This is a genomic window from Roseibium sp. SCP14 (assembly GCF_040329475.1).
Taxonomy (GTDB): domain Bacteria; phylum Pseudomonadota; class Alphaproteobacteria; order Rhizobiales; family Stappiaceae; genus Roseibium.
Genome location: NZ_JBDZYH010000001.1, coordinates 640,467 through 666,395 on the forward strand (window position 1 = coordinate 640,467; position 25,929 = coordinate 666,395).

Below are 25,929 nucleotides of genomic sequence, written 5' to 3' on the forward strand. Positions count from 1 at the left end.
TTGTGGCTGCGTACGCAGGCAACCCGCGTACGGTTTGCTATCTAAGACCCTGATAACCCGAGCTGGCTGGCTGCGTCCTTGATCAGAGACAATTGCTCAGGCTTATCCGCATAAGCTGCCTGCGCACTTTCCAGCGCGCTTTCAGCCTTCTGCTTCTCGCCCAGGACCATGTAGGCACGAATCAGGCGGTTCCACTCCTCGGGAGTTCCCCCTTCGCTCCCGAGCCGCTCCGCCAGACCGCTTACCATTCCGCTGATCATTGCCTGCCGATCATCGGCATTCATTTCCTCGGCAGCGGCAATGTCTTGACTGGAAGGACCGCCAAGCGCGGCGATCAACGGGTTCGTTCCCTGCAACTTTGCAAGATGTTGCCGGGCCACTCCCACCCAGGCTGCGGATTCATCCGCCCCCTTCAGCAGGTTTTCCCACGCCTTGATCGCTGCATCCTTGTCCCCCTCCTGGCCAAGTGCGATTGCGAGGAAAAATCTCGGTTTGACAGCTGAAGGTTCCATGGTGACGGCCCGCTGAAAAGCTTCTCGAGCTTCGGCCGAAACCAGTCCCTGGTTGGCCATCGTCATGGCCTCGCCCATATCGGTCAGCCAGTCCGCCTGAGCACCGAGAAGGCGAATTGCGTTGGCGTAGGCCCGTGCGGAAGCCTCCGGCTGGCCTATCGTCAGATAGACCGGTGCGATTATCGCCCAACCCTGGCCGTCTTCCGGATTTTCCGACAGATGGCGCTCGACACGAGCAACCAGCACGTCAACGGATTGCTCTTCTGCCGGTGCATTCAAGCGGGCGGTGAGTGGTTGGTCCGGTTGATCGGGCGAGCCGAGGGCCATGTAAATTCCCAAAGCCATGACCGGAAGTGCCAGCAAGGCCAGTACCTGTGCCAGCCTCAACCGGGCTCCCTGAGCACCGGCTTCGGTTTTGCCGGTGTTTTTCTCATGCGCCGCCAGAAGTCGCCGGGCGACTTCGGTTCGAGCGGCTTCTGCAGCTTCGGGTTCGATCAGGCCGCGTTTCAGCTCGCTGTCGATCGCTTCAAGCTGTTCACGATAAACGCCTTCATCAGCATTTGCTGCGGAAGACAAAGGTGAACGTTTCGTCCGTGACAACGGAACGAGCACCGACAGGGCCGCTACCCCTGTCATTACAGCGATTAAGATCCAGAAAACCATGGCGGCACTATAGACAGTTCAATCGGGGCAATTGCAAGACTGTTACAGTGTGACCGGCAGTCGCGGAATTCACATTGAGTTTGGTCAATAGCAATGGTCGCGTCCATGCAACCAAAAAAAACGGAGGTTATCGACGCGAAAGTGCGCTTGCAACGAGCTTGCGTTCTGGGTTGGGAGTCTGGTCTCCCCCACCGTTCTTGGCCTTGGAAACCGCCGATTGACGGCTCCGACGCAATTGTGCGGCGTATTCGGAACCAAAATAAATCTCAGATAACATGATTGCCGCATCTGCAGCAGCCAGCTGAGCTTCCAGCTGTTGACCTCGTGCCTTGCCAAGATCGGTGATCAGCGATCTTGTGACAATTTCAAGCGTTTGTTCCACCGCCTGCCGCGTCCGTTTGCCAACGTCGTTAACCGCCAGGGTCTCCGAGGCGTTGCGTGACATTGTGACCACCCGAAGAATTCGAACAGACTCGTCGATAGCAGCCTGGTCAACACGCAAAACACCGTTCTTGTCGAATTTCGGCACCTGAAGCGCGCGCCGGATCGCACCATGGGCGTTGTTCAGTTCCCGGGTCACTTCACTGGAAATGTTGCGTTTGGTCTCGGACAAACGCTTGTGCCATTTACCGCTCAACGACAGGTCCATGTCCCGCTCGACGCCGCGCACCAGGGCATGATATTCGCCCAGCGCCTGGGAAAACGCGACCGGATCCGGATTGTTGTTCCGATGATCCAGGGCGAGGATCTGAAGTCTTTCGGCCTCGCTCATCACGACGTCAACAAAGGGTGCGAACGGTGAATTGGCAATGACTTTCGGATCTTCATCACCAGCCAGCCGGCCGGCGAAGGCGCAAAGGGCTGATGGAGTTTCAGCCCGTTCAACGAGCGCAGCCGCGATTACCGGAACATGATCGGGAAAGCGCGCTGAACACTTGTCCACCAGCCGCAATACGTCCAGATCCTGCTTCAGCCTGTGTTCATTCACGCGGTCTGGAATGTTCTGAAGGAACGGCATCAACCAACGTTCGGCGGCGAAAACCTTCTGAATGTCGAGGAGTTCTGCAATACCGCGCTCGCCGCCAAGCTCGATACCGATTCGGCGACGCTGCTTCTCGGAGACTTCGCTCTTTCGTAATGTTTCGCCGACGGCATCGACGGACCTTGTGCGCAGAGCCTGAACGAGCGCGTCAATTCTTTCACCGCTTACTGCGGAGTTTCCGGCCTGTTCCAGGACCATTTGAACATCGCCGGGAATCACATCCCGGCTCAACCAGGCCCAGACACGGTCAAGAACCGCCCGGTTGATGCGTCCTTCCTGACGGTTCGGCAGGGTTTCATTGATCAGAAAGTCTTCCAGCGGGGAAAAAAACAAGCGCTGGATCTGACCGCGCCTGTGCTCCCCGCCCGGCAGGTCGAGGGTACCGGTTTGCGGCTTGCGCAACAACGTCACCGCGGCGGTCAGAATGAAATTGAGGTGTGGATCCTTGTCTTTCTGCGCCTTGGCTTTTTCCAAATTGCGGACCAGGGCCGCAACCGCTTTAGGGCTGAGACTGCTCAGATAGGTCTTCAATTTGGTCTCAAGCTGATCGGAGTAGCTCATTCAGGGCGTCAACATCGCAATCCATATCCGTGCGATGATACCGCTACAAGACTTAAGCAAGTGTTGAGAATAAACTTAGGGATTAGAGGGCCCAAAAACCGTAAAAACCGGCCGTTCGACTTATCCGATCACCTGCCAACTGCCGCGATCGGTTTCACAGGCTGTCCCGCGCGCCTGCAAGGTACGACCCTGAAGCACCATTTCATGTGTGAACTCACGGCAGCTCGTGTCGTTGACCGAGTAGACCGGCCCCGGCCGGACCTGACCGCTTCGCCCTGTGCGCTCGTTCTGCCAGGCGACGGAAACCCCGACACCCCGCGCCTTAAGCGCCCTGTTCTGTGCATCCTCGGCGGCCTTCCGGTCGGAAGGGTCCAGCGCGTTGCCAAACTCGTTGTTCACAAGGACGGAAATGGCCGTTGTTGCCTCCGATTCCGTCACATTGGTGCCTGGATCACCAAAAAAAGATCCCCACGCTCCGGCCTCGTTGGGACCAGACGTTAGTGAACACCCGGACAAAACCGCGGCAAGAGCAAGACATGTGGCAGTGCGCAAACGCATGCGTGGAGGCTCCCAAGGGCGTGAAAACCGGCCTGAGCCGGTAACAGAATCAGTGATATTTTCCATTTGTGGCCGAACTTGGCCACAGTCCAGACTTTTCGCCTGTGATATTCGTCACACTCCTTCACAGTCCGTTCAAATTTTGCAGCTCGCCGCCGTCGATCGCCCTATTCACGCGTCAACGCAGGTAAGGTCAATGTTGCTTTCAAGCCCCCTAATTCCGATCCATCAAGCTCGAATGAACCACCGTAAAGAGCCGCAAGATCGGCCACGATAGACAGACCCAGACCCGTTCCGGGAACCGTCTCATCCAGCCGCCGGCCGCGTTTTATCGCCTCCGCTCGCTGCTCGCGCGTCAATCCCGGACCATCATCTTCAACGATGACTGCGAACATGTCCCGATTCGTTGCCGGATCGTTCAAAGGAGCGACGTCCACCTGGACTCTGGATGCCGCCCACTTGCAGGCATTGTCGATCAGATTGCCGCTCATCTCCTCCAGGTCCTGCCCCTCACCCCTAAACCTGATCGGGACACTCTGGTCAAAATCCACAAGAACGCCCTTGTCCTGATAGATCTTGCCCATTGCCCGAATGAGACGCGAGAGCACCGGTTCCGTTTCGCAGGAAACGCCGATGACCCGACGCTGCGCAGCCATTCTTGCTCGTTCCAGATGGTGCTGGATCTGCGTTGACATCACCTCAGCCTGTTCCGAAACCTTGTCGGCGAGCGGACCGCCTGATGCCCTGGCTTCGTTGGAAATGACGGAAAGCGGTGTTTTCAGCCCATGTGCAAGATTACCAACATGGGTGCGGGCCCGCTCGACGATTTCCCTGTTGGAGACGATCAAGGCATTCAGTTCAACGGCAAGCGGTGCGATTTCCCTGGGCAAAGCCTCATCGATCCGTTCTGCCTCTCCCTGCCGAACCGCGGAGAGCGACGCCCGTAGCCGGGTGAGCGGCTTCAAGCCGATGCGAACCTGAAGGAAAATTGCCAGGATCAAACCGGCTCCGACGATGCACAACGTCAAGGTCACAAGACGAGCAAACTCCGAAATGTCGGCCCAAAAACTGGCGGTCGCTGCACCGACAGCAATGACATACGGAACGTCTCCGAGAAAAATTCGCTGTTGCAAAACCCTGATTTCGTCTCCTGTCGGGCCCGTGCTATATCCTGCGGCAACTTCTTCGTCACCGATCGGAGGAGCGTTCAACGGATCGCCAAGCAGCGATTCGGACGAATAGAGAATCTGAGGACTGTCTGCACGGCGAACCGTCCAATACCAACCGGAAAGCGGCAATGAAAAGCGCGGGTCACCGCGATAGGTCGGTGCGGTGACGGTCTGAGTTGCCCTGCCCTCATTGGCGCTTGTCTCCAGCATGCCCGAAATCAATGCCTTGATATGCACCTCGAGCTGAGCATCGAATGCCCGTTCACTTGCTCTTTCATAGAGGCCGACCAGGAAGACACCTGCAAGGGCAAGCGCGATTGCGGACCAGACGGCAGCAACAATGACAAGTCGCGAGGCGAGTGATCGCTGTGGCTTGGCAGCCAGATGCCCTCCTTCGGCTGGCTTGGCCTCACTCGTCACCAGCAGCTCCAAGCCGATAGCCGAGACCTCGGATGGTTTCGATCATGTCAGAGCCGATCTTCTTGCGCAGCCGTCCGACAAAAACCTCAACAGTGTTCGAGTCCCTGTCAAAATCCTGATCATAGAGGTGTTCCGTCAGCTCGGTTCTGGAAATCACCTTGCCCTGATGATGAAGGAGGTAGGACAAAAGCCGGTATTCGTGCGAGGTCAGCTTGATCGGGCTGCCGTCGACCGTCACCCGGCCGGCTCGCAGATCCAGGCGTATCGGACCGCAGGTCAACTCGTTGGACGCATGACCTGCGGCACGGCGCACAAGAGCCCGCACGCGGGCAAGCACTTCTTCCATGTGAAAGGGCTTGGCAACGTAATCGTCCGCGCCGGCATCAATGCCCGCGACCTTGTCCGACCAGCGATCACGGGCCGTCAAGATGAGGACAGGCATCGTGCGCCCGTCCCGGCGCCAGTTCTCCAGAACCGACAAACCGTCAAGCGTGGGAAGACCGAGGTCAAGAACGACGGCGTCATACGGTTCAGTATCGCCAAGAAAATGCCCCTCTTCACCGTCGGTCGCGCTATCGACAACGTATCCTGCTTCTTCCAGGGCGGTTACCAGCTGGCGATTCAGGTCGGTATCGTCTTCAACAACAAGGATGCGCATGAATTCTGACTTCTTGTTTCATTAGCTGGGAGTTCTGGCATCCCGTAGGCTGCCAGACCGATGAGAGACGGTTCTAGCAGCTACCTGTTGGCCGGAACTGTGACCGTGGTCACCTTGCCGCCTTTCAGAACCGACAGGACGTAGACATAGCCGCCGCCTTGCTGGCAAAGCTGAGCCTTGACGATTTCGCCTCCGGCGCGTCCTGCGACCGACCCCAGGGGGGCCGCCCTGCCGCTTGCCACGGCCTCGCGGGCCTGAGCTTGCGACAGGCAAGCGGCCTCGGCCGGCAATACGGCCAGGAACGTCAGGATCAAAAAGGCAAAAATCTGTTTCACGTGTCCGATTCCGGTTCTGCTCACGAATTAGTGCGCAAGGTGTAGTCAATTTCACCTGAACGCAAGCTGAACCAGTCGTTTAGGTTTACTTCCAGCGCATTGTTATGGATCCGCAATTTCCGGCGCCCTGCGAAAAGACTTGGTAAACTGTCGAAGGATTGGTGAGACCTTGTGTATGAAAGATCAGCATCAGAAACGGGGAAACAAGAGAATTGCCGCTGTTCGCTTCGGACTGACGATCCTGGCGTCGACTGCAGCAATCTGCGTCGGCGCGAGTACAGCGCCTGCCTGCTCCCTTGCCCTGGTGCTGGCGATGGATGGCTCCGCGAGCGTTGATGCGCGTGAGCACCACCTGCAACTGAACGGATTGGCTGACGCCCTGAGCGACTCCGATGTGGTTCAAGCCATCGAGGCGGTTGGAGGTATCTGGATCAACAGTTTCGAATGGAGCGGGCGCTACCAGCAGCTTCAACAGTTGAACTGGCAGTATCTGAATGACGGCGCGAGTGCGGAAGCTGCCGCCGAAACCTTGAGAAGAACTCCCAGGGGCTTCACTGAATTTCCAACTGCTATCGGCTACGCTCTTGGATACGCTTCAGTGCAGATGAGACAAGCTCCGAGGCCTTGCGCGCGCAAGGTCATCGACGTGGCCGGAGACGGTATCAACAACGATGGCTTCGGCCCGGAAAGTGCCTACAAGGCCTTTGACTTCCAGGGCATTACCGTAAACGGTCTGGTCATCGCCGGACCGAACACCATTCCCGCGCGCTACTACGAGAGCTTTGTGATCAGAGGCCCGGGTGCCTTTGTCGAAATCGCCGCTGACTACGACGACTACGCCCGGGCCATCAAACGCAAACTGTTACGGGAAATCTACGGCAGCGGCTATGCCGCGCTGAGATAGTGTCAGGTGCTGCTTACGCTTTGCGCCTTGCCGCCTGTTCGATCAAAGCCTGCGAAAACTCCCCGACAGACATGTTTTCGCCGAGTGCTTTGAGGAAAAGCTGCTTCTGCGTTTCAGGTGCCAGACCACCGACCGGCGGGTCCCTGTCCAGATTGGTCGGGAAAGAGTAGCCCTCAGCGCAGGCTGAGACAGCCGCCTCTATTTCAGCAGTCCCAAGTTGGTCCGACGCAGCCTTTTCCCGCAGCACCGGATAAAGCGCAAGGCTCATTGCCTGTCTGTCTATCGCTTCCATTGCCCGGCCAAAGGCAGATGACACCTGCAGAAGGTTTGCCATGCGCTGTATGTTTTCGCTGGTGTTGGCACCTGCCGCATGGAACAGCGCCGGGTTGAAAAAGACCGCATCCCCCTTCTTCAGAGGCAGTTGCACATAAGCGGTTTCGAAAAACTCTTTGAATTCATCCAGGCGGTAAGCCATGTAACCGGGCCGGTACAGCTGTGAAAATGGCAGCAACTTCGTCGGACCGCTGATCACCGGCATATCGGTGTGAGCGACCGCTCCCTGCAAAGTCATGACAGCTGACAGGTCATGAACGTGGGCTGGATACCTTGCGCTGGTCTCCGCAGTTTGAAAACCGAGATGATAGTCCCTGTGAGCCTGTTGAGCCGCACCACCGGGGCGGACCAGGTTGATCTGCGCGGTCAACTGGTAATTCGGTCCGAGCCAGGCTTCGCACACCGTGTCTATGGCGGTGTTTGCAAAACAGTCCGCAAAGACCTCCGGTGCCCTCAGGCAGAGTTTCTGCAGGGAGTTCCAGATCCTGTCATTGGCACCGGCAGCCGCAAAATGGTCTGCACCACCACCCGTAGACGCTTTCTCGTCCTCGATAATCCGATTGTAAATCTGCGTGGCAGCATCGAGTGGAGCCGTGTCCAGGTAAGCGTTTTTCAGGACGAGCACGCCGGACAAATCCTTCAGCACCCGTGCCCATTCCGCCATCAAACGACGGCGGCTTTCCTGTCCTTGAAGGACTGAAGCCAACTGGTCGACCCGGTAGACCGGAATGTTGGCTTCAATCCGTTCCGCATGGGGAACGTCGCCTTCATTTAAATTGCGATCCACCAACCGCTTGAAGTCTTCAATGTCGCAGCGCGCCGTATCAAAATAGCCGTCCAATTCTATCTGACGATCCATATGTTCCTCCCAACGTCAAATTCGGCCCAAGAATACCAGAAACAGGCTTGCGGCCGACTTGGAAATCCATCAAGAATCCATCAAATGACACATCGGTTCCCGGTCAAGGAAATTGCCCTGCAGGCAGGCATGAGCACAGCAACAGTCGATCGTGTGCTGAACAATCGTGCTCATGTCAGCCCCCAGACGAAACGTCGCGTAAAGGACGCCATCGACGAACTGACACGACAGGAGAGTCAGCTTGCCGCAAAAGGAAGGCGCATTTTCATTGACATCGTCGTGGAAGCGCCGACCCGCTTCGTTCGGGAAATCAGGCACGCAGTCGATGAAATCCTCGCCGACTTTCGTCCTGCCTCGATCCGTCCGCGTTTTACCGTGGCTCAAACCATGACAGCAAATGACTGTGTTGCCATCCTTGAAAGGATCAGGAAGCGCGGCTCGCAGGGAATTTGCCTGAAAGCCCGTGACACCCCCGAAACACGGCAGGCCATAGCAGAATTGACTGCGAAGAACATTCCAGTCCTGACTGTCTTCACGGATATCCCTGGTTCGGGCCGCCTCGCCTATGCCGGATTGAACAATGCCCAAGCTGGTCAAACCGCGGCCTATTTGATGGCAAAGTTTCTGACTTCAGGAGGCATGGCCGTTCTCACAACGCTCAGCCAACATGCGTTTCAGGGAGAAGAGGACCGTTTCCAGGCCTTCAAGTCCGAACTTTTGCGGCACAGGCCGAACCTAGAGCTCATCGACGCGAGCGGCGGCGGAGGGTTGAATCCGAATACAGGTCTTGAAGTCGGCGAAAGGGCACGCGCCGGCACGGAGATTGCAGGTGTCTACTCGATGGGCGGCGGAAACATGGCCATCCTGAAAGCGTTGGACGATGCCGGCCACCGACCTTCCGTTTTCATTGCCCATGACCTTGATGAAGACAATCTGGACCTGTTGCGTGGCAACCGGCTGACATTTGTGCTGCATCACGACCTGCGCGCTGATATGCGAGCCGCCTTCCGGCACATTCTTGCTTATCACGGGATAGAGGATCCGCCTCTCACCTCTGAGAGCGACATTCAGATCGTCACACCGATGAACATTCCCACGACCATCTGAGACGACCCAGCCGGCTAGAGAAAAGACCGGGCACTTAAGCGCCCGACTTTCCGTCTTCGTTGTGTTCCATCTGCCGGTAAAAATCCTTGAGCGTTTTACCTGGTTCGGCATGGAACCTGTCGCCGGTTTCGCGAACTTCTGAAATCCTGTCCAGGCGGAACATCCGAAAGTCCTGACGCAGCTCACACCAGGCGACCAGTGTCCATACCTTGCCCCAGAACCACAGCCCAAGCGGGCGGATCACTCGCTGCGATGCATCGCCCTTGCCATCACAATAGGCGATCGACAATCGTTTACGCGCATCCGCTGCCGCTTCGAGAAAATCGATGTGCCCCCTGATCTGCGGTGTCATTTCAGGTGCGAATGCGTGGATCTCGACTTCGTTCTGCCGGATCCGCATTTTCTCCGGCATGACGGCATCGATCTTGATCATCGCCTCTTCAGCCGCGCGGGCCATTGCGGCACCGCCCCAAGCGCGGATCAGCCGCGCTCCGGCGAGTAAGGCCACGATTTCGTCGCGCGTAAACATGAGAGGCGGCAACTCGTACCCATCGCGCATGATGTAACCGACACCCGCAGCCCCCTCGATCGGGACGCCGGAGGCCTGCAGATCGGCTACGTCGCGGTAGATGGTTCGTTCGGATACTTCCAGCCATTCAGACAGCTGACGAGCCCGGACAAGCCGGCCGCCGCGCAAATACTGCACGATTTGAAAAAGGCGGTCGGCACGTCTCATGTAGCAATCTCCTCACGGAGAAAGCATCCTAACTGCTCCCTAGTTGGGAGAAAACATCCCGATCGAGTTGCCGTCCGGATCAACACCATAGGCGAACCGGCCAGCGGGAATAGGCACAGGATCGGATACGACCTCGCCTCCGGCCCTGGCGAACCGTTCCATTGTTTCTTCGAGGCTGTCGGGACAGGCAATATGGACGGTCGGTCCTGTCCCTTTTTCAGCCGGTTTGCCCGGATACAAATGTCCGGCGATGCCGTTCGGATCCTTTGTCGGAAACATTGCGAAGTGATTTGGTCCCATATCGGTGACAAGCTTGAGCTCCGTTTTGAAAACGTCGTTATAAAAACTGATCGCCTTGTCCAGGTCCGAAACGGGAATCTCCATCCAGACTGTGAAGTGATCGGGAGCGAATGTCATTGAAAGTCTCCTGGATTGCTGTGATGAGCATCACCATAACAACCAACTCCTGACAGCCTGCTGTCAGGAGACTTTCTGTATCAGCGAATTATAAACATTCGAATTCGTTCACGAAATTCAGCCCGGCTCTCGCCTGCGTTTCGCAATACTGACATCATCCTGTCCCAACCGGCTCACAGCTCCTATGCCTCCCCTTCCCTTGATTGTCCGTTTGGGAACCTGCCCTGCTGGTCTCTCTTAAGAGCGACAGTCGCTTTCGAACCGCACTCAATTGCCGTTTCGATACCAGATGGCGCCGATACGCAACCTTGATGCCAAGAAGAAACTTTTTCCCGAAAAGCAACAAATCTCAACAAAAACAATAAACAACTGAGCAAACAGAGTTTAAAATGCTTCCGTTGACGTAACCCACATTAAAAATCAGACTATATTGCTCCGAAGGTCTTTACACGAAATATAGAATCTATTTTATCTATGAAAGTAACAGATTAAATACATGTGCACGTGGCTCAGAGGTCGTCTTTCACGAATGAAGGCGACCTCTTCCCGTTTCAGGGGGTGAAAGCACCGTGCACCGCAAACGCCCGACCGGGCCTCGAAATCCGTAATTGGCCGAAAAATCGCCCTCCTTCCGAAGTCGTGGATCTCACCGTCATAAAAGCTGTTCCAATTGATATTTCTCAAGGTGCCCAAATTCGTGAGGTTGCACTTTGTGGATCTCAAAAGGAGGCAAGAATGAGCCACGTTCCGCACGAACTGCACGAAGAATTCCCGGAGGCAATTGAAACACTGCGCGCGTTGAAAGCCGGCGACGCGCATTTTTCCCGCCTTGCGGACGAATACCACACGATCAATCGTGAAGTGCACCGTATCGAAACCAATGTGGAGCCGGCAGCAGATGAAGTGTTGGAAGACCTGAAAAAGAAGCGACTTCATCTCAAAGATCAGATTGCCGCTCTTCTGGCGGCTGCGGCAAACACCGCGTCCTGAGCCCCTCCTTTTCAGGCCGGTGTTAGAGCCCGCGTCGTCCCCGTCCGACGGCGCGGGCCGCCCTCCTTTAGATCGCAGCTGCCGGAAAAAGTCCGGTCACGGCTGACATATCCAGTTTTTCCGCCCTGTGCCGCGTTCAAGCGGCCCGGACGTAGATAACGCATTGGGACCAAGAAACCAATGCTGACTAACAATCGCGTGCAGGAATTCAAATTTCTGCTGCGGTTTTCCCCGTAAACTCAAAAAGAAAGTGCCGAGCTTTCCTTGAAGCCCGGCACAAGTCAGGGGAGGAACGACCCTCATCGTTCACCATAGGATGTGGGGCGACGTCCCCATACTTGCAAGCCAAGAATGCGTGAGCCTTGCGTGAGGCAAAAGGCAATTTAACGCAACAACTTGACCTTTGGTCCCGTTACCGGCCAAATTCCGTTAGGTAATTTAACGGATCCAATCATGCGTTTTCTGCCGTTTTCTGTGATATTTTGCTGTCTTTGGTCCACCGCTGCCGTTGCAGTCGATCATTGCGTGGACGTTCAATCAAAGAAAGGCTGGCAAAGGCTCGTCCTCCCCGACGGAAAAATCCGGAAAGTCAGTTTTTCCGGTGGTTGGAGCGTCATATCAGGACTGTATAAACCCGTCGGGCCACGGGGGTATTCCGGACGGGATGCCCGGAATCTCGGCCCGCTCTACGGTTACAAATTCGATCAGTCCTATGCGTTCGGAGAAATGCTCGTTCGGGACCAGGCGGGACGGATTGTCCCCTTTGCCGAATTTGCCGCCCTCGCAATCAACAGCCGTGATCCTGCTGGTGCTTACGCCTTTCGCATCAACGACAAGGACATTGCGCTTTGGGATAATGCCGGTGCGATCAGGGTCTGCGTCTCGATGTAGGGACTTGTCTCCGGAGACTTCTCCGCAACCCGGTAAAAGAAGCCTTGTCAAAGCTGCGAGCTATTCGCATTCCTTGAGGTAACTGGTGTACCAACGGTGGTCCGAGACACACTTTCCGTACTTGGTCCTGTGAGGCTTGCTCTTGGTCGTACGTGGTCCCGTTTTCTTGTAGCATTTGTTCGCTGTTTCAACATAGCCAGCCGGGCAATCCAACGGACAGACCCGGAAGCTTTTGTCTTTGAGCATCTCCAGAACCTTCAGGTCCGGCTCAAGTGCCTGAAGTCCGGCTTTCGCATAGATCGAAAATCGCCTCAAACCGTTTCTGCTGTTCTTGCCCCAAACGCCATCGGCTGTCCCAACGCTGCAGCCAACCCTGTTCAGTTCGGTTTGAATCGACCGCGCGAGCGCTTGTCCGGACAACTCCTCAATTTTTTCCCGGCTGTCAGACGGATTGAGGGCCGCAAGTTCAACCGGTTCCTGTTTCTCCTGATCAAAGGTTTCGGCGGCCTCTTTCTCAATCATGTAGAATTCGGTCGCAGCTTCAACTCCGGAAAACTCTCCCGTGTCAGGTACTTTTTGTGCAGAAGAAGCCGGTTCGCTCACATCGTTTGTGCGTGACGTGTCACGCTGCCGCTCGGAAATCTTCAACCGGGCAAGGTCGGAAAAGTTTCCATCCGGATATCTGTTGAGATAGGTCTTGAAATATTCCAGGTTGGCGCTGTCGCGAATACTTTCCCAGTAGGCGAGTTCGATGGTGTCGACAACGGGCTTCTTTGGTGTTTCGCGAACTGACAGGACCACCGGGCCGGTCAGCGAGGAATTGCTCCAGGGCACCTGAACGCCCTTGGTTTCGCGCAGGACGTCGCGCCTCACCCTGCGCAAAATGACTGCAATATCTTCACCAGGTGTTTCGATGTATCTGAGCAGTGCACCTGTAAAGGGGCTGTGAACATCAGTTCCGTCATAGGCAACGTTTCCAGGCTGTGTCGAATAGGCAATCAGCGTTCCAATTCCGGTTTCAACCGGTGCCAGCCCTCTTCCGATAGCCGTTGAGCGCGTCCCCATCGAGCCGGCCAGATCTCTGGTCAACGGATTATCCCGGCAAGCGTCGAGAAGGATGATGCTCGTGCGCTGTTCTCTTTCCATTTGCGAAATAATTGCCTGCAAGCGGACCGTGCCAAACTCCAGATCTGCCTCGTCCTTCAGCCTGGTGTCGATCGGCGCCAGATAGTTTTGCCCCCTCACCTGCAACCCGTGTCCGGCGTAGTAAAAAAGGGCAATCTTCGCACCTCTCATCGAGCGCGAGAACTGCTTTATCTTCTCGACAAAACCGGCATGGTTCAGATTGATGCCGACGATCACCCTGAAGCCAAGCCGCTCCAGTGCCAATGCGACCTTTTCCGCATCATGTGTCGGGTTGGTCAGATTCGAGACGTTTTCGTAACTTGCGTTGCCAACGACAAGAGCAACTCTTTCCGTCTCCGAGCCAAGGCATGCGCTCGTGCAAAACAGGGCAAAGACAAAGAGTAAAACGCCGCGCATCACCCCCCCCTCGAAAAAGGATAGGGTACAGCACTCGACGCCTACATTCCAGGAATGTGACGCAACGCGGTCAAATACTTATCAAGATCTTTTCGTCCAAATTCGATCTTGAGACCGGAGATCCTTCCATAAATGACCAAGCGATTAGAAATGTGGAAGACGATGTTGAGGCGCCCTGAGTCGACGTACAGGGAATGGAGTTTTCCTGTCGTTGAGATTGCCTGTCCGGGCTGCTAGCGTGGCTCGGTCCCATAACGCTGAATTGCGTGTGTTCTCAATTTGATTGGTGAAATATGACTCAAAAAGTTGCCCTCATCACCGGCGCGGCCAGAGGCATCGGTCTTGCGACATCCAAGCTGATGCTTGAACGCGGGTGGCAGGTTGCCATGCTGGATCGAGACAGCGCCGGTTTGTCCACGGCAACTGAAGGGCTGGAAGAAGCTGCCCCCTTTGTCTGTGACGTATCAATCGCCGAACAGGTGGAAGAAACCCTCCCCGCCATTCTTTCGAAATTCGGCAGACTGGATGCGGTGGTGAACAACGCCGGCGTTGCAGAATTCGGACCGATCGAAGAAACGGATTTTGCTTTGTGGCGACGCGTGATGGCTACAAATCTGGATGGTATCTTTCTGGTCTCCCAGGCTGCACTTCCAGCGCTGAGAGAGACGCGCGGTTCCATCGTCAATATCGGTTCCATCTCCGGGCTACGGGCTTCAACCCTGAGGGTCGCCTATGGGACGTCCAAGGCCGCCGTCATTCAATTGACGAAACAACAGGCTGCCGAACTCGGCGAACACGGCATACGTGCCAATTGCGTCTGCCCTGGCCCCGTCTGGACGAACATGGCAAAATCGGTGCACAGCCAGGAAATCATCGACGCCTACCACGACGCCATCCCGCTCAACAGATACGGTACCGAGACGGAAATTGCCGAGGTGATCGCCTTCCTGTGTTCAGACCAAGCAAGTTATGTGACCGGCCAGGTCGTCGCATCAGACGGCGGTTTCGACAGCACCGGTGTCGGCTTGCCGGCGTTACGGAAGTAGGCTCCCGCCTCCTCGATTGAAGACAACAATTCAAAGTTTCGAATTGTGTTTCAGGGTGAGAGCTTCGGGCTATCGGTCGCTTAGAAAATGTGCAGCCACCTGTCGGTGATGGGGTCTTGAGCGATGTTCGACCAGATAGATCCCCTGCCAGGTGCCAAGCACCATCTGGCCGTTTGAGACCGGAATCGAAAGAGAAACCGGCAGCAGAGCCGATTTGATATGGGCGGGCATATCATCCGGCCCTTCGTAAGTATGAATTAGATAGCTCATCGAGGGATGATCCGCTGACGGGACCAACCTTTCAAAAAATGCACGCAAGTCCAGCTGAACATCCGGATCAGCATTTTCCTGGATCAGCAATGAACATGAGGTATGCCTGACAAACAACGTCAGCAACCCATTGTCGGCACCTTCATCAGCAAGCCATGCAGCAACGTTCGGCGTAAACTCGTAAAGGCCGGTTCCATTTGATCGAAGCGAGAATGTCGTCTGCATAGGGGTCCTTTGGGATCAGAGCACTCGCGAAAAGCCTTAGGCGATCCGTGCGGTTGTTTCAAATCTCGCAGTTTTTCGCCTGCCTCAGGTCCATTGCAACTTGCACAGACACGCTTTCGGCTTTCTGATGGCGGTTGCAATTCCAATTTGAACTCGCCATCTGAGATGGTGTTTTTCCTGTCTCCACAATTCCAAACCGACTTCAGGCAACCGTGATGACTGACATGAGCCCCAAAGTCCTGATCGCTTCCCTCGGCACTCGCGGAGATGTTCAGCCTTACGTGGCTCTTGCGCGAGAACTGACTGCGCGAAATGCCGAGGTGGTTCTGACGACCGGGGAAGGATTTGAAGACATGATCGAAGCGGCTGGAGCCCGCGCAAGGCCTGTTCCGATCAATTACCAGGAACTTTTGCAAACCGCGGAAATCCGTGAGGCCCTGTTTTCCCTGAAAGGGATGATCAAGACTGCCCGGCAGAACATAGACCTGCAAAAGGAAATTGCCAGAAAACTCTGGCAGATCGGAATGGATGAAAAACCGGACCTCATCCTGTTCAACCTGAAAGCAACGGTCATGACCCTTGTTGCGCGAAGGCTGAACATTCCGGCTCTTCCAACCTCTCTTCAACCGGTTACGGCTCCAACCAGAGATTTTCCGATCGCCCTGTTCGGTGTGCCAGATCTTGGGTCCTACCTGAACCGGAAAAGCTACGGCTTGGGCCGACTACTGATGCGAGCGGGTCTCCGCCCCCTGGTCAAATCGCTCCGGGATGAAGCCGTCGCGGAAATCAATCAGCCAGAAGAACAGATTGACGGGCATATGCCGGACGGAAGCAAGGCGCTCTCGCTGCAGGCATTCTCAAGTGCGCTGGTTCCGACACCGGAAGACTGGCCGCCTGAGTATCTTCCATGCGGTTACTGGTTCACAGATCCAGACCCCGACTATCGGCCGCCGGATGCCCTCGAGGCGTTTCTGCAATCCGGGCCTGCTCCCACCTATCTCGGCTTCGGCTCAATGCCGAGCAAAAATCCGCAAAAGCTCACCGATACGGTGCTCGCGGCCCTGTCCCAAACCGGACAGAGAGCGATTCTTGCGACCGGCTGGGGCGGCCTGCTCCGGGAGAAACTCCCCACGGAGCTTGCCGACCGTGTCCTTCTGCTCGACAAAGCTCCACATAGCTGGCTATTCCCACGTTGCGCTGCAATCGTGCATCACGGCGGCGCCGGAACCACGCATGAGGCGATCCGCTGGGGCAAGCCCTCACTGGTCTGTCCCGTGTTCGCTGACCAGCCGTTCTGGGGGGATCGCATTCACCGGATCGGAGCCGGTCCTGCTGCGATAAAACAGAAGAAACTTACCGCAGATAACCTTGCCAAGGCATTGAACGATTTGGAAAATTCTGACTACAAGTCAGGAGCAGAAAGAGCTGCCGGCATTATTGCCAAGGAACTTGGTGCGAAGGGGACGGCCGGCCGGCTGCTGGATCAGTTCACTACGGTTCCCGCGTAATCCCTCGTCTCAGGATCAGGCGCATGAACACTCCGGTTTCGAACTGACTTTCCTGCTAACCATTGCAAAAAATTCATCTTTTCATCGCCGACTTGCAGGCCTTGACCCTTCCCTTTTTGCTTGCGGCCTGACACAACTAGAAAAGCAAGCATTCAGGTTTTTACCTTGAGGAGTCACCTGCCCGTGTTTCCCGCCCGCTATTTTGTTTTTGTCTTATGCCAGGTGCTGACTTTCGTCAGCTTTGTTCTGATGTTCGCCTGGAATGGTCATTTTTTCTGGTTATTTCTGGTTTTTGCCGTTCTTTCCATCATCGGTTTTCTGGATCTTCACCAGGACAAGCACGCCGTTCTGCGGAATTATCCGGTCACTGGGCATTTTCGCTACCTGTTCGAGGCCATAAGACCTGAGATCCGGCAATATTTCTTTGAAAGCAATCAGGACGGCCGCCCGTTTTCCAGAGAGCGCCGCTCCATGGTCTACGACAGAGCGAAAAACATCGAGGACGTGCTGCCATTCGGTACGGAACTGAACGTCTATGCCAGTTCTTATGGCTGGGTAAATCACTCGATCCGTCCCAAGCCCGAAAACCACGACGAGTTGCGTGTGACCATTGGCGGTCCGGACTGCAAACACCCCTACTCCGCATCGCTGTACAATATCTCGGCCATGAGTTTCGGCTCCCTGTCAGCAAATGCAATCCTGGCACTCAACAAGGGCGCAAAAGCCGGGAACTTCTATCACGACACCGGTGAAGGCAGCGTTTCAAGGTATCACCGCGAAGGCGGCGGCGACCTTGTCTGGGAGCTGGGCAGCGGCTATTTCGGCTGCCGCGCGGCTGACGGATCATTCGATCCGGACAAATTCCAGAAGCAGGCCGCGAACCCACAGATCAAGATGATCGAAATCAAGATGAGCCAGGGGGCAAAACCCGGCCATGGCGGCGTGTTGCCCGGCTCGAAGGTGACGGAAGAGATTGCAGAGGCGCGCGGCGTTCCTGTCGGACAGGACTGTATTTCACCTGCCTCGCACTCTGCCTTTTCCACGCCTCTGGAGCTTCTGGACTTCATCAAGACCTTGCGAGAGTTGTCAGGAGGCAAGCCGGTCGGCTTCAAGCTCTGCATCGGTCACCGCTGGGAGTTCATGGCCATCATCAAGGCCATGCTGCAAACGGGCATCAAGCCGGACTTCATCGTCGTTGACGGTGCTGAAGGCGGTACAGGGGCTGCGCCGATCGAATTCGCCAACCGGCTGGGCACGCCACTTCGCCAGGGATTGTCTTTCGTCCATAACTGCCTCGTCGGCTCCGGTCTGCGGGACGACATCAGGATCGGCGCCAGCGGCAAGCTGATCAGCGCCTTTGACATTGCCGGAATCATAGCGATGGGGGCTGACTGGGTGAACTCGGCCCGCGGCTTCATGTTCGCGGTCGGCTGCATTCAGAGTCAGAGCTGCCACACAAACCGATGCCCGACCGGGGTTGCGACGCAGGACCCCAAACGCCAGAAGGCACTGGTTGTTCCAGACAAGGCTGAACGTGTCGCCAACTTCCACCGCAACACCTTGAAGTCCTTGATGGCGTTCACGGCAGCCTCGGGCCTCAGCCATCCGCGTGAATTCAAGCCCGAGCACTTCTTTGTCCGGGAAGGTCAGCGCGCCATCATGCCGGCAAGCTCCGCGCTCACCTGGCTCAAGAAAGGTGCCCTGCTCGATCAGGCCCACGATATTCCCGGATACTCGACCTACTGGGACATGGCGGTTGCCGACAGTTTCGAAGCGGCCAAATCCATCGAGGTCGCCAAGGCCCTGCATCATCACCGGAGCCATCATTGAGACATGCGGTCACTTCAATTGTGGTGCGGCGCAGATTCCAGGGCTAGTTGACCATCACGTTTGCAAAGGAAACGTCGTGGCCATCGATATTGAACTGCATAGTTTCATAAGAGCCAATCCCCGATGGCGGATCATAGAAACGGTAGCGGATTATCAAAGGGTTGGCTTTTCGCAGAAATGCTACTGTGTGATAGAGATTTTCCCCTGAGGCTCCAATCGAAAATGAGGTGACCCTGTAAGAAGTGTTGTCATGTCTTCGGATGAACGAATTGTCCTTGGAAACGACTATGCTTCTGCTAGTCGAACCGAGGTTAGTAAGTTTCAAGTCACAGTAGAGATACATCATGCGTTCACTGCAGCGCTGAAGATCGAATGCAATGTTGCCGATCGTGGCGTGATACTCGCCTTCACTGCTCATCACGGCTCTACTGCTTTTCTCTGATTTCGACTTTGCTTCGCTGGTGTTGTCGTAGGACCTCCCAGCATTTTCGTTCCTGATGAGCTCTACATTTGAGAATGAGAACTTGTTGCCATCAATGTTGAATTGAGCAGTGGTCAGAGAAGAAACATCTTCAGGCGGATTGTAGAAACGGTAGCGGAGCATCAATGGCGATGTTTTGCTCAAGTACACTTTCAGCCGATGATGTTGTTTGTGGCTGTTTTTGCCCACTGAAAAAGACGTGCTCAGGAAAACTGCGTTTTCCGGGTCTCTGGCGAAAGAGTCTCCGTACGAGACCACAACATCTCTTCCAGTTTCTCCGAGATTACGCACTTTCACGTCACAGCTCAGATAACTCGTTGCATCCACGCATCCCAGGAGTTCGACCTCTATGTCGCCTACCGTAATCGGCTTACCATGGTCTTCTGTCGATGCCTCAACGTGGTTCGAAAGGTCTTGAGATGGACCGTTAACGCCTGCGATTTTATCAATCGCGACATCTTCAAAGGCAAATGCTTTGCCGCCGATGTTGAACTGTACTGTCTTCAATATCGAACCGCTGAATGACGGGCTGTAGAATCGAAATAGCACATCGAGCGGCAGACTTCTGTCCAGGAAAGCCTTGGACCTGTAGTTCTGTATCTCCCCGAGCGTTCCGATTTGAAATGACGAGACCCGGAAGATGGCGTCCTTGTGGTCACCAACAACAGACCATCTGTTGCTGATAACGACGTCCTTAACCAGATCACTCGAAGTGCTGACCCTCAGATCGCAGACGATGTACAGGCCCTCCCTGGCGCACCGTCTAATTTCGACACCCAAGTTGCCAATTTCCTGTCTGGGACCGACGTGTTCAGATGTTGGCACTTTACGCGGCGGACTTTCATTCAGGTCGTCCGTCTTCACCTGCAACGAGGGGACACTTGATGTTTCCACGGCCTTCGCCGAACCGGGCTTTTTTGAGGTGTCAATAACGGTACCGTCCGGCCTCACCCTTAAGGTGTTGATCTCTTTCGGCGGAACAGAAGAATAATGTGCGAAGTTATCGCCGCCTGACGGCTTCTCGTTTTCGGTTTTGATGTCCTGAGACCGATTTGCGCCGGATGGAGACCATTTGCGCGTGTACACCGGTAAACCGCCGGCCCGTGCATTGCCGGCCTGCTGCTCCAGTTTCGTTAGACGCATAGTCAATTCACGTGTCTGTTCAGTGAGGTCGGCCACTTGCTGATAGAAAAAGTAGAAGACAAAGCCGAACACCACAAAAATCAGAAGCGTCAAAAGGATGGCAATTTCTGTCATCCCTCTGTCAGAGGATCGTCCACCGGTCCAGTTTTCCTGTTGGTTCATGCTTTATCCGAATGTTCTGGAAAGCGTGGCTATCTCGGCCACCTGGTCGATAGTTCAAGTTGGCTTGTGATTTGAGCACGCAAATGGACGCAAAAGCGATAAACTGCCCTCTCCGCCTTACTCCCATTCACCCCTAAATCGTGGAAATCATTTATTGGTTTAAGGTTTTCCGGCCCGGCTGTTTGCCGGGCCTTTTGGCGATTGCGAAACTCCACTCCACTCAAGCAGGAAGTGAGCTCTCTCCCGTATCAGCCTTTGACGGCTTGGCTGCAACCACACCGTTTTCGACATGTGCTGCTCCGGAAGAACCATTCGGCTCATCTTCGTTGCCGACTTCAGGCGTTTCATCGGTTACCGCAACAGGTACCGTTCCGAGATTGGCCGTAAGACCGTTGAGACCGGAACCGTCGAGGCCGACTTCCTTCATCATGGCGTCCAGAAGAGGAGCCTGGGAGCGGTACTTCAGGGCAGAAGACACCATCTGGTCGGCGAGGTTGCCGCCGGAGCCGTTTCCGTTTGCACCGTTAACCGTGCTACCGGCACCACCGGTCATGCCATCAACCTGGATGATCTTGATACCGTCGATCTGCTCCATCGGCTTGACGCTTTCAGCGATGATTTCAGGCAACTGCTCCAGAAGCTTGATGCGGACCTGCATGGCGATCTGGTCTGGCGACAGAAGATTTGCAGCCTCGTTGATGGCCCGCTGACCCGCCGCTTCAACTTCGTAAAGTGCCTTCTCAGCCTCAGCGCGCAGCTTGTCGGCAGCAGCCGAACCTTCCGCTTCGATGCGCTGCTTGGCAGCTTCAGCTTCCGCGGCAATGCGAACGGCTTCCGCATGATCGACTGCAGCCTGCTTCTGAGCTTCCGCCCCGACCGTGATGGCAACGGCGTCCATTTCAGCGGCTTTTCGGGCTTCAATCAGCTCGATCTGCTTGTCACGCTCCGCGACTTCGGTTTCGCGTGCTGTCGCCACCTGTTCTGCGGCACGTGCGGCAATTGCTCGAGCCTCATCCGCCTGAGCCTCAGCTTCCGACTTCTCGCGAGACTTGGCTGCAACCGCGATGTCACGATCCTGCTCAGCCAGTTCGACCAGCTTCTGTTTTTCAACATTGGCCGCCTCAACTGTCCGCTCCTTGGCGATTTCCCGCTCGCGCACCTGCTGGTCCATGGCGATCTGACGCTCGGTGACCACCTGGTTCGATTCAATGTCCTTTTCCTTGACCTTCTGGCCGGCCAGGATCTTGGCTTCCTCGGCCTCGCGCTCACGGTCCGCTTGTTGCTTTGCGATCAATGCCGCCTGTTCCGCCCTGCGGATCTCGACCTCGCGCTGCTGCTCGAGCTTCGCGAACTCTTCGTCCCTGTTGATCTGAAGGCGTTCCTGCTCAGCTTCCAGGTTCTTGCGCTGAATCTGGACTTCCGTCTCCTGCTCAATGTCGTTCCGCTTCTTGCGGCGCTCCTCAATGGCCTGCGTGAGCTTGGTCAGGCCCTCGGCATCGAAGGCATTCTCAGGATTGAAGTACTCCCTGTTGGTCTGGTCGAGGCCGGTCAGTGAAACGGATTCGAGCTCCAGACCGTTCTTCAGGATATCTTCGGAAACAGCCGCCTGCACTTTCTGAACGAAGTTCACCCGTTGCTCATGCAGTTCCTCCATTGCCATTTCGGCAGCAACAGCACGAAGCGCATCGACAAACTTGCCTTCCACCAGCTCGCGCAGAGCTTCAGGTTTCATCGTGCGCTGACCCAGGGTCTGTGCCGCATTGGCGATGGATTCAATTGTCGGCTGAACGCGAACATAAAACTCGGCCAGAACGTCGACGCGCATCCGGTCTTTTGTAATCAGGGCTTGATCGTTTGCCCTGCGAACTTCCAGGCGAAGCGTGTTCATGTTTACCGGTATGATGTCGTGCAACACGGGCAGCACCAGCGTTCCGCCGTTCATGACGACCCGCTGTCCGCCGAACCCGGTCCGCACGAACGAAACTTCCTTTGAAGACCGGCGATATAGTCTGGAAACGATCAATCCAACGGCAAGAAGGGCGATAAACCCGACACCCACGAGAATGATTATGCCTACGAACTGGTCCATAACCACTTTCTCCTTCCATCAATATTGCAAAATTTTGAGACGCCCGGCGCCGCGCTCATTCGCTGGCGCCGGACAGTGCTGCGCTGGTGCTTTCGATCGCTGTGTAGCGAGACCCGAGTTGGCGGACGATGATCACGCCTGTTCCCTGCGCCAGCACTTCGCCCTCGACATCCGGCTCGACCAGCAGGTAGTGGTTCTGGCCGTGGACATCCTTCAGCCTTGCCTGTGCAGGTAGTCCCTTCTCCGCGTTTCCCTGCACGATCAGCGCGGGTTTACCGACAAAGGTTGTGCGGGAAACAGCGTCGCTTTCATCCTTGGGCATGACTTTCGACAAACCGAGAGCCGTTACCCTGGTGAAAGGCAATGCGCCGGCAAAAGCACCTGCTGAGGCGACGACGCCCGGCAGCAACCAACCGCTGAGGGAATGAACCACACTCTGCAGAATGTAACCGGCCAGACCGAACCCGGTCAGAAAGATCACGAGAATGATCAATGCCGGCACTTTTCCAAAGCACAGCCATCCGAGAATCTGAGTGAAGATCCCCTGACCGGCGCCCGTTGCATCCGCACCAGCGCCAGCCACTTCCAGATCGGCCGGCAAGGCACCACCGGAAATGTCCGCATCGAAATCCGGGGCATCGATGTCCGGGACATCGACGTCCGGCAAATCGACTTCCGGCAAGAGGCTGTCGATCATGCTCGACAGACCCAGCCCCATGAGCGTGCCCACGCCTTCCGCCAGGGCTATGGCAATCATCAGCCCCAGGGCAACGGCGAAAGGTGTGTTCTGGTTGGCTAAGATGAAGTCAATCATACTTAACCGTCGCTCGCTGCCGCCTTCAGTGCTGCCAGGCGTTCAGATACCCTGTTCTTGCGGGCAAGGTCTTCCAATTCCGCCAGTTTGGTGGCATCCGCCTTGTCGGCCGACACACCGCCAGGCAAACCGGTTGCCCCTTGCATGACGCGATCAAAGGCTTCTTCCGCCTTGCGGGTTTTGCCTTCGGCGCTGTTTTTCGGGGCTGCGGATCCTGCTGCCGCCCCGTCGGCAGCGCTTTGTTGTTGCGACCTGCGAAAATTCGCGAGCTCGGCTTCCATCTCGCGTTTTCTTGCCTGAAGAGCGCTGATGTACCCTTCGAGTTCCTTTTCTTCGCGGCTTGCATCAGCAACAGCAGATTCCAGAACCGGAATTTGCACTTCCAGATCCAGCTGGCGGGCAATCGCGGCCTCGGCCAGGTCATCCCGGCCCTGCTTCACTGCCAGGGCAATCTGACCCTGCAGTTCCTCGTGGCGTGACGTGGTTTCGCCCAGGCGTGTGTTCGCCAGATGTTTGTTCGCCAGCACCCCGGCAAGTTCATCACGCACCTGGTCAACAGCCCGGTCAACTTCCCGGATTGCTTCAGCCATTACCGTTTCAGGGGAGGTGTTTTCGATAGAGTCCACCAACTGGTTGACGCCACCTGAGACAAGACGCTTTACACGTGTGACAAGACCCTCTGCCATTTTGTCCTACCTTTCCGCTTCACTTATCAAATTCGTTTCATTCAGCCGCTGCTGCGAACGCAAATTGTTCGCCGCCTCGGTTCCTCAATCAGGTGTCATCCCGGTCACCACCACGGCGCCTTTGCTCCAGAAGCCGCGTGATTTCCAAAATCGGAGCCAACCTTCGATCCATCAGATCCGGATCGTAGGTGCGGCTCGGTGTCGTCAGTCCGAGGTCGAAGATCTCTTCGATCAGCGAAAACAGTTCCGCTGACAATGCGGCCTCGAACTTCTTCAGGTCCTGCGCGTCCTTTCCCGGCCCAGGAGCTGAAGCAATCAACTCAGCGAACATTTCGGGCAGGCGTTCATACAGCTTGATGACAAAGTCTGACCTTTGCCCGGTTTCCCGCTGTAATTGCCGAACCCCTTTCTCCGCCGGACGGATCATTGTTCTCAGCAAGTCCTCGCAAGCAGCCACATCCTGAATGCCCTCTTCCCGTTCCCGGGCAGCTCTCAGAATTTCTCTCAGCTTGTCGCTCGGCGTCCGTGCGCCCTGAACTTCATAGCTCGCCAGGAACGCAACATCGTCGTCGTTCAGTCTGACGCTTATTGGAATGCTTTTTGGCATGAGCTTCCCGAATGTCACCATTTGTATCGATACGTATACATATGTGGACATTTGTTAATGTTTGTCAAGGCAATTCGCTACCAAAAGAGCAAAATCCGTCAATACACAACTAAAGAGTGCGCGCGATTCTGGGCATAAATGTATGTTTTTATGAGGGTTTTAAATCATTGCTCGACAAGAGTGTGCAATAAGCGAGAAATCTACCGATCACCACACCGGTCAACATTCGCATCGACAATCTTGGGTTTCCAAGATGATAGAGGTCAGGGAAAGTGTCGCGAGCTTGCCAGTTTCGGAAAGAATTTAGCCGCTCTTCCGAATTCGCTTCGAAAGGTTACTCGTCTGCAGCAATGGAAGGAACGGACCTACTCGATGCCTTTGGCCAAGCCTGCGGCAAACTCACCAGCCTCGTGCGAACGAACAACCGCATGACGGACAAGATCATCAAAATGACCTGAGAACAGCTGAACATGGCGCGTGTTTGAAAAGGCGAGATAGCGCTGCCCCATGTAGAGCGCAGCCCACTTCCGGCCGAAAACGGTAAACGGCGCCGAGAACCGGTCACTTGCGCCAAAAAGGTGCAAACGCAGAGAGGGGTAAAGGTCTTCCAGAATGTGCCCCATCACCTCCAGTTGCTCCTGACGCTCCTCCTTCGACAAGCCCGACCACATGCCCTCGCCTCTCGCGAAGCCCTCAAGGGCTTCCCTCGAAAGAGCGATTTCCATGTCAGAATCCGCCCGTCCCAGAAGAGCGCGCTGATCACGTGTACCCGTGATCGCCTGGTCTGCCGTGCGTAGTGTTTCCCCGGCATATTCGTAGGCAAGCACCGCTTCGGTCTTGAGTACGTCGGGAAGATTTGCCGGAACATGCCGGATCTTGGCGCCGACGGCATCGCGGTACCAGGCCAGGAGGTGTTCATCGACGGGATGGCGATCGGTTTCGGCAACCTGAACCGCCTGATCCAGGATTTCCGCGGCCGCCCCCCTGTGAGTAGAGAGCCCCAGAAGCCAGTCGGAAGACACACTCAACGCCGTGGCAATTGCGGCCAGAGCCTGACCATTCGGCAAACGGGGAGCGTCTTCGGACAGGAGTTGAGACACTGTCGAGCGATCCAACCTAGCTCCGCGGGCCAGGTCGCTACGGTTCATGTCCCGGCTGCGCAATGCGTCAGACAGGCGTTCCCTGAACAGTACGGCACGGTCTCTCTTGTCCATGCGGGAGTATTGTCAGCTGGGTTTCGTAAAATCAACAGGCGAGAGGGAAGCTTTTGCTTATCCGTCAACGAATACGCCTCCTTGTCCAAATGCATTCGATTCCAAACGTCAATGTCACAGGACAGATGCCGTGGCTTCCCCGGGATTCGAATTTCCT

24 protein-coding genes are annotated in these 25,929 nt (G+C 55.8%); 7 read left to right on the forward strand and 17 right to left on the reverse strand.

Annotation, left to right across the window (positions count from 1 at the left end; genetic code table 11):
• Positions 1-41 precede the first annotated feature (41 nt).
• The 6 genes from ccmI to ABLQ08_RS02920 form a co-directional block, all read right to left on the reverse strand.
• Complete coding sequence (ccmI, locus tag ABLQ08_RS02895) at positions 42-1,175, reverse strand: c-type cytochrome biogenesis protein CcmI (RefSeq protein WP_352939344.1); 1,134 nt, start codon at positions 1,173-1,175, stop codon at positions 42-44.
• Positions 1,176-1,302: 127 nt separating this feature from the next.
• Entirely contained in the window at positions 1,303-2,778 is a 1,476-nt protein-coding gene (locus ABLQ08_RS02900) for a hypothetical protein (RefSeq protein ID WP_352939347.1), read from the reverse strand.
• A 120-nt stretch (positions 2,779-2,898) separates the two neighbouring features.
• Positions 2,899-3,336, reverse strand: a complete 438-nt coding sequence (locus tag ABLQ08_RS02905) for an RT0821/Lpp0805 family surface protein (RefSeq protein WP_352939350.1) — start codon at positions 3,334-3,336, stop codon at positions 2,899-2,901.
• 167 nt (positions 3,337-3,503) lie between these two features.
• On the reverse strand, positions 3,504-4,925 hold the full coding sequence (locus ABLQ08_RS02910) for an ATP-binding protein (RefSeq protein ID WP_352939353.1): 1,422 nt from the start codon (positions 4,923-4,925) through the stop codon (positions 3,504-3,506).
• Complete coding sequence (locus tag ABLQ08_RS02915; RefSeq protein WP_352939356.1) at positions 4,915-5,583, reverse strand: response regulator transcription factor; 669 nt, start codon at positions 5,581-5,583, stop codon at positions 4,915-4,917. The genes ABLQ08_RS02910 and ABLQ08_RS02915 overlap by 11 nt, the downstream gene beginning before the upstream one ends.
• An 80-nt stretch (positions 5,584-5,663) precedes the next feature.
• Complete coding sequence (locus ABLQ08_RS02920) at positions 5,664-5,918, reverse strand: PepSY domain-containing protein (protein ID WP_352939359.1); 255 nt, start codon at positions 5,916-5,918, stop codon at positions 5,664-5,666.
• A 175-nt stretch (positions 5,919-6,093) separates the two neighbouring features.
• On the opposite strand from ABLQ08_RS02920, the gene ABLQ08_RS02925 reads away from it, so the two are divergent.
• Positions 6,094-6,822 carry a DUF1194 domain-containing protein gene (locus ABLQ08_RS02925; protein WP_352939361.1) on the forward strand — a complete coding sequence of 243 codons (729 nt, stop codon included), beginning with the start codon at positions 6,094-6,096 and terminating at the stop codon, positions 6,820-6,822.
• A gap of 13 nt (positions 6,823-6,835) precedes the next feature.
• On the opposite strand, the gene ABLQ08_RS02930 is transcribed toward ABLQ08_RS02925, so the two are convergent.
• Positions 6,836-8,014, reverse strand: a complete 1,179-nt coding sequence (locus ABLQ08_RS02930) for a phytanoyl-CoA dioxygenase family protein (protein ID WP_352939364.1) — start codon at positions 8,012-8,014, stop codon at positions 6,836-6,838.
• An 84-nt stretch (positions 8,015-8,098) separates the two neighbouring features.
• On the opposite strand from ABLQ08_RS02930, the gene ABLQ08_RS02935 reads away from it, so the two are divergent.
• A complete protein-coding gene (locus ABLQ08_RS02935) occupies positions 8,099-9,121 on the forward strand; it encodes a LacI family DNA-binding transcriptional regulator (RefSeq protein ID WP_352939367.1) in 1,023 nt (340 codons plus the stop codon).
• A gap of 34 nt (positions 9,122-9,155) precedes the next feature.
• Here ABLQ08_RS02935 and ABLQ08_RS02940 read toward each other — a convergent pair whose 3' ends face one another.
• On the reverse strand, positions 9,156-9,857 hold the full coding sequence (locus tag ABLQ08_RS02940; RefSeq protein ID WP_352939370.1) for a helix-turn-helix transcriptional regulator: 702 nt from the start codon (positions 9,855-9,857) through the stop codon (positions 9,156-9,158).
• Between the two features lie 39 nt (positions 9,858-9,896).
• Positions 9,897-10,274: a VOC family protein gene (locus ABLQ08_RS02945; RefSeq protein WP_352939372.1), complete on the reverse strand. Its 378-nt coding sequence runs from the start codon at positions 10,272-10,274 to the stop codon at positions 9,897-9,899.
• Between the two features lie 735 nt (positions 10,275-11,009).
• Here ABLQ08_RS02945 and ABLQ08_RS02950 point away from each other — a divergent pair.
• Entirely contained in the window at positions 11,010-11,264 is a 255-nt protein-coding gene (locus ABLQ08_RS02950) for a YdcH family protein (protein WP_352939374.1), read from the forward strand.
• 525 nt (positions 11,265-11,789) lie between these two features.
• The gene (locus tag ABLQ08_RS02955) at positions 11,790-12,155 is read left to right on the forward strand and encodes a hypothetical protein (RefSeq protein ID WP_352939377.1); all 366 of its coding nucleotides are present in this window, start codon (positions 11,790-11,792) and stop codon (positions 12,153-12,155) included.
• 60 nt (positions 12,156-12,215) lie between these two features.
• Here ABLQ08_RS02955 and ABLQ08_RS02960 read toward each other — a convergent pair whose 3' ends face one another.
• Positions 12,216-13,697: a caspase domain-containing protein gene (locus ABLQ08_RS02960; protein ID WP_352939380.1), complete on the reverse strand. Its 1,482-nt coding sequence runs from the start codon at positions 13,695-13,697 to the stop codon at positions 12,216-12,218.
• Between the two features lie 293 nt (positions 13,698-13,990).
• On the opposite strand from ABLQ08_RS02960, the gene ABLQ08_RS02965 reads away from it, so the two are divergent.
• Positions 13,991-14,743: an SDR family NAD(P)-dependent oxidoreductase gene (locus tag ABLQ08_RS02965; protein WP_352939382.1), complete on the forward strand. Its 753-nt coding sequence runs from the start codon at positions 13,991-13,993 to the stop codon at positions 14,741-14,743.
• A gap of 69 nt (positions 14,744-14,812) precedes the next feature.
• Here ABLQ08_RS02965 and ABLQ08_RS02970 read toward each other — a convergent pair whose 3' ends face one another.
• Positions 14,813-15,238 carry a secondary thiamine-phosphate synthase enzyme YjbQ gene (locus ABLQ08_RS02970; RefSeq protein ID WP_352939385.1) on the reverse strand — a complete coding sequence of 142 codons (426 nt, stop codon included), beginning with the start codon at positions 15,236-15,238 and terminating at the stop codon, positions 14,813-14,815.
• 215 nt (positions 15,239-15,453) lie between these two features.
• On the opposite strand from ABLQ08_RS02970, the gene ABLQ08_RS02975 reads away from it, so the two are divergent.
• Positions 15,454-16,746, forward strand: a complete 1,293-nt coding sequence (locus tag ABLQ08_RS02975; RefSeq protein WP_352939387.1) for a glycosyltransferase — start codon at positions 15,454-15,456, stop codon at positions 16,744-16,746.
• A 183-nt stretch (positions 16,747-16,929) separates the two neighbouring features.
• A complete protein-coding gene (locus tag ABLQ08_RS02980; RefSeq protein ID WP_417714885.1) occupies positions 16,930-18,576 on the forward strand; it encodes an FMN-binding glutamate synthase family protein in 1,647 nt (548 codons plus the stop codon).
• Positions 18,577-18,619: 43 nt separating this feature from the next.
• Here ABLQ08_RS02980 and ABLQ08_RS02985 read toward each other — a convergent pair whose 3' ends face one another.
• The 6 genes from ABLQ08_RS02985 to ABLQ08_RS03010 all read right to left on the reverse strand — a co-directional run bounded on the left by ABLQ08_RS02985 (position 18,620) and on the right by ABLQ08_RS03010 (position 25,772).
• Positions 18,620-20,362 carry a hypothetical protein gene (locus tag ABLQ08_RS02985; RefSeq protein ID WP_352939390.1) on the reverse strand — a complete coding sequence of 581 codons (1,743 nt, stop codon included), beginning with the start codon at positions 20,360-20,362 and terminating at the stop codon, positions 18,620-18,622.
• A 220-nt stretch (positions 20,363-20,582) separates the two neighbouring features.
• Positions 20,583-22,451, reverse strand: a complete 1,869-nt coding sequence (locus ABLQ08_RS02990; RefSeq protein WP_352939392.1) for a flotillin family protein — start codon at positions 22,449-22,451, stop codon at positions 20,583-20,585.
• A 55-nt stretch (positions 22,452-22,506) separates the two neighbouring features.
• Entirely contained in the window at positions 22,507-23,265 is a 759-nt protein-coding gene (locus ABLQ08_RS02995) for a YqiJ family protein (protein WP_352939394.1), read from the reverse strand.
• A gap of 2 nt (positions 23,266-23,267) precedes the next feature.
• On the reverse strand, positions 23,268-23,951 hold the full coding sequence (locus tag ABLQ08_RS03000; RefSeq protein WP_352939397.1) for a PspA/IM30 family protein: 684 nt from the start codon (positions 23,949-23,951) through the stop codon (positions 23,268-23,270).
• A gap of 88 nt (positions 23,952-24,039) precedes the next feature.
• Positions 24,040-24,558: a hypothetical protein gene (locus tag ABLQ08_RS03005; protein ID WP_352939399.1), complete on the reverse strand. Its 519-nt coding sequence runs from the start codon at positions 24,556-24,558 to the stop codon at positions 24,040-24,042.
• A gap of 365 nt (positions 24,559-24,923) precedes the next feature.
• Positions 24,924-25,772: a helix-turn-helix domain-containing protein gene (locus ABLQ08_RS03010; protein WP_352939401.1), complete on the reverse strand. Its 849-nt coding sequence runs from the start codon at positions 25,770-25,772 to the stop codon at positions 24,924-24,926.
• Between the last annotated feature and the right edge of the window lie 157 nt (positions 25,773-25,929).

Excerpts from the sequence above, each read along its gene's own strand:
- ABLQ08_RS02915 (WP_352939356.1), bottom strand. The coding sequence starts at position 5,583 with ATGCGCATCCTTGTTGTTGAAGACGATACCGACCTGAATCGCCAGCTG.
- ABLQ08_RS02950 (WP_352939374.1), top strand. The coding sequence starts at position 11,010 with ATGAGCCACGTTCCGCACGAACTGCACGAAGAATTCCCGGAGGCAATT.
- ABLQ08_RS02985 (WP_352939390.1), bottom strand. The coding sequence starts at position 20,362 with ATGAACCAACAGGAAAACTGGACCGGTGGACGATCCTCTGACAGAGGG.
- ABLQ08_RS03000 (WP_352939397.1), bottom strand. The coding sequence starts at position 23,951 with ATGGCAGAGGGTCTTGTCACACGTGTAAAGCGTCTTGTCTCAGGTGGC.
- ABLQ08_RS02905 (WP_352939350.1), bottom strand. The coding sequence starts at position 3,336 with ATGCGTTTGCGCACTGCCACATGTCTTGCTCTTGCCGCGGTTTTGTCC.
- ABLQ08_RS02990 (WP_352939392.1), bottom strand. The coding sequence starts at position 22,451 with ATGGACCAGTTCGTAGGCATAATCATTCTCGTGGGTGTCGGGTTTATC.
- ABLQ08_RS02925 (WP_352939361.1), top strand. The coding sequence starts at position 6,094 with ATGAAAGATCAGCATCAGAAACGGGGAAACAAGAGAATTGCCGCTGTT.
- ABLQ08_RS02970 (WP_352939385.1), bottom strand. The coding sequence starts at position 15,238 with ATGCAGACGACATTCTCGCTTCGATCAAATGGAACCGGCCTTTACGAG.
- ABLQ08_RS02945 (WP_352939372.1), bottom strand. The coding sequence starts at position 10,274 with ATGACATTCGCTCCCGATCACTTCACAGTCTGGATGGAGATTCCCGTT.
- ABLQ08_RS02965 (WP_352939382.1), top strand. The coding sequence starts at position 13,991 with ATGACTCAAAAAGTTGCCCTCATCACCGGCGCGGCCAGAGGCATCGGT.
- ABLQ08_RS02900 (WP_352939347.1), bottom strand. The coding sequence starts at position 2,778 with ATGAGCTACTCCGATCAGCTTGAGACCAAATTGAAGACCTATCTGAGC.
- ccmI (WP_352939344.1), bottom strand. The coding sequence starts at position 1,175 with ATGGTTTTCTGGATCTTAATCGCTGTAATGACAGGGGTAGCGGCCCTG.
- ABLQ08_RS02975 (WP_352939387.1), top strand. The coding sequence starts at position 15,454 with ATGACTGACATGAGCCCCAAAGTCCTGATCGCTTCCCTCGGCACTCGC.
- ABLQ08_RS02940 (WP_352939370.1), bottom strand. The coding sequence starts at position 9,857 with ATGAGACGTGCCGACCGCCTTTTTCAAATCGTGCAGTATTTGCGCGGC.
- ABLQ08_RS02995 (WP_352939394.1), bottom strand. The coding sequence starts at position 23,265 with ATGATTGACTTCATCTTAGCCAACCAGAACACACCTTTCGCCGTTGCC.
- ABLQ08_RS02930 (WP_352939364.1), bottom strand. The coding sequence starts at position 8,014 with ATGGATCGTCAGATAGAATTGGACGGCTATTTTGATACGGCGCGCTGC.
- ABLQ08_RS02935 (WP_352939367.1), top strand. The coding sequence starts at position 8,099 with ATGACACATCGGTTCCCGGTCAAGGAAATTGCCCTGCAGGCAGGCATG.
- ABLQ08_RS03005 (WP_352939399.1), bottom strand. The coding sequence starts at position 24,558 with ATGCCAAAAAGCATTCCAATAAGCGTCAGACTGAACGACGACGATGTT.
- ABLQ08_RS02960 (WP_352939380.1), bottom strand. The coding sequence starts at position 13,697 with ATGCGCGGCGTTTTACTCTTTGTCTTTGCCCTGTTTTGCACGAGCGCA.
- ABLQ08_RS03010 (WP_352939401.1), bottom strand. The coding sequence starts at position 25,772 with ATGGACAAGAGAGACCGTGCCGTACTGTTCAGGGAACGCCTGTCTGAC.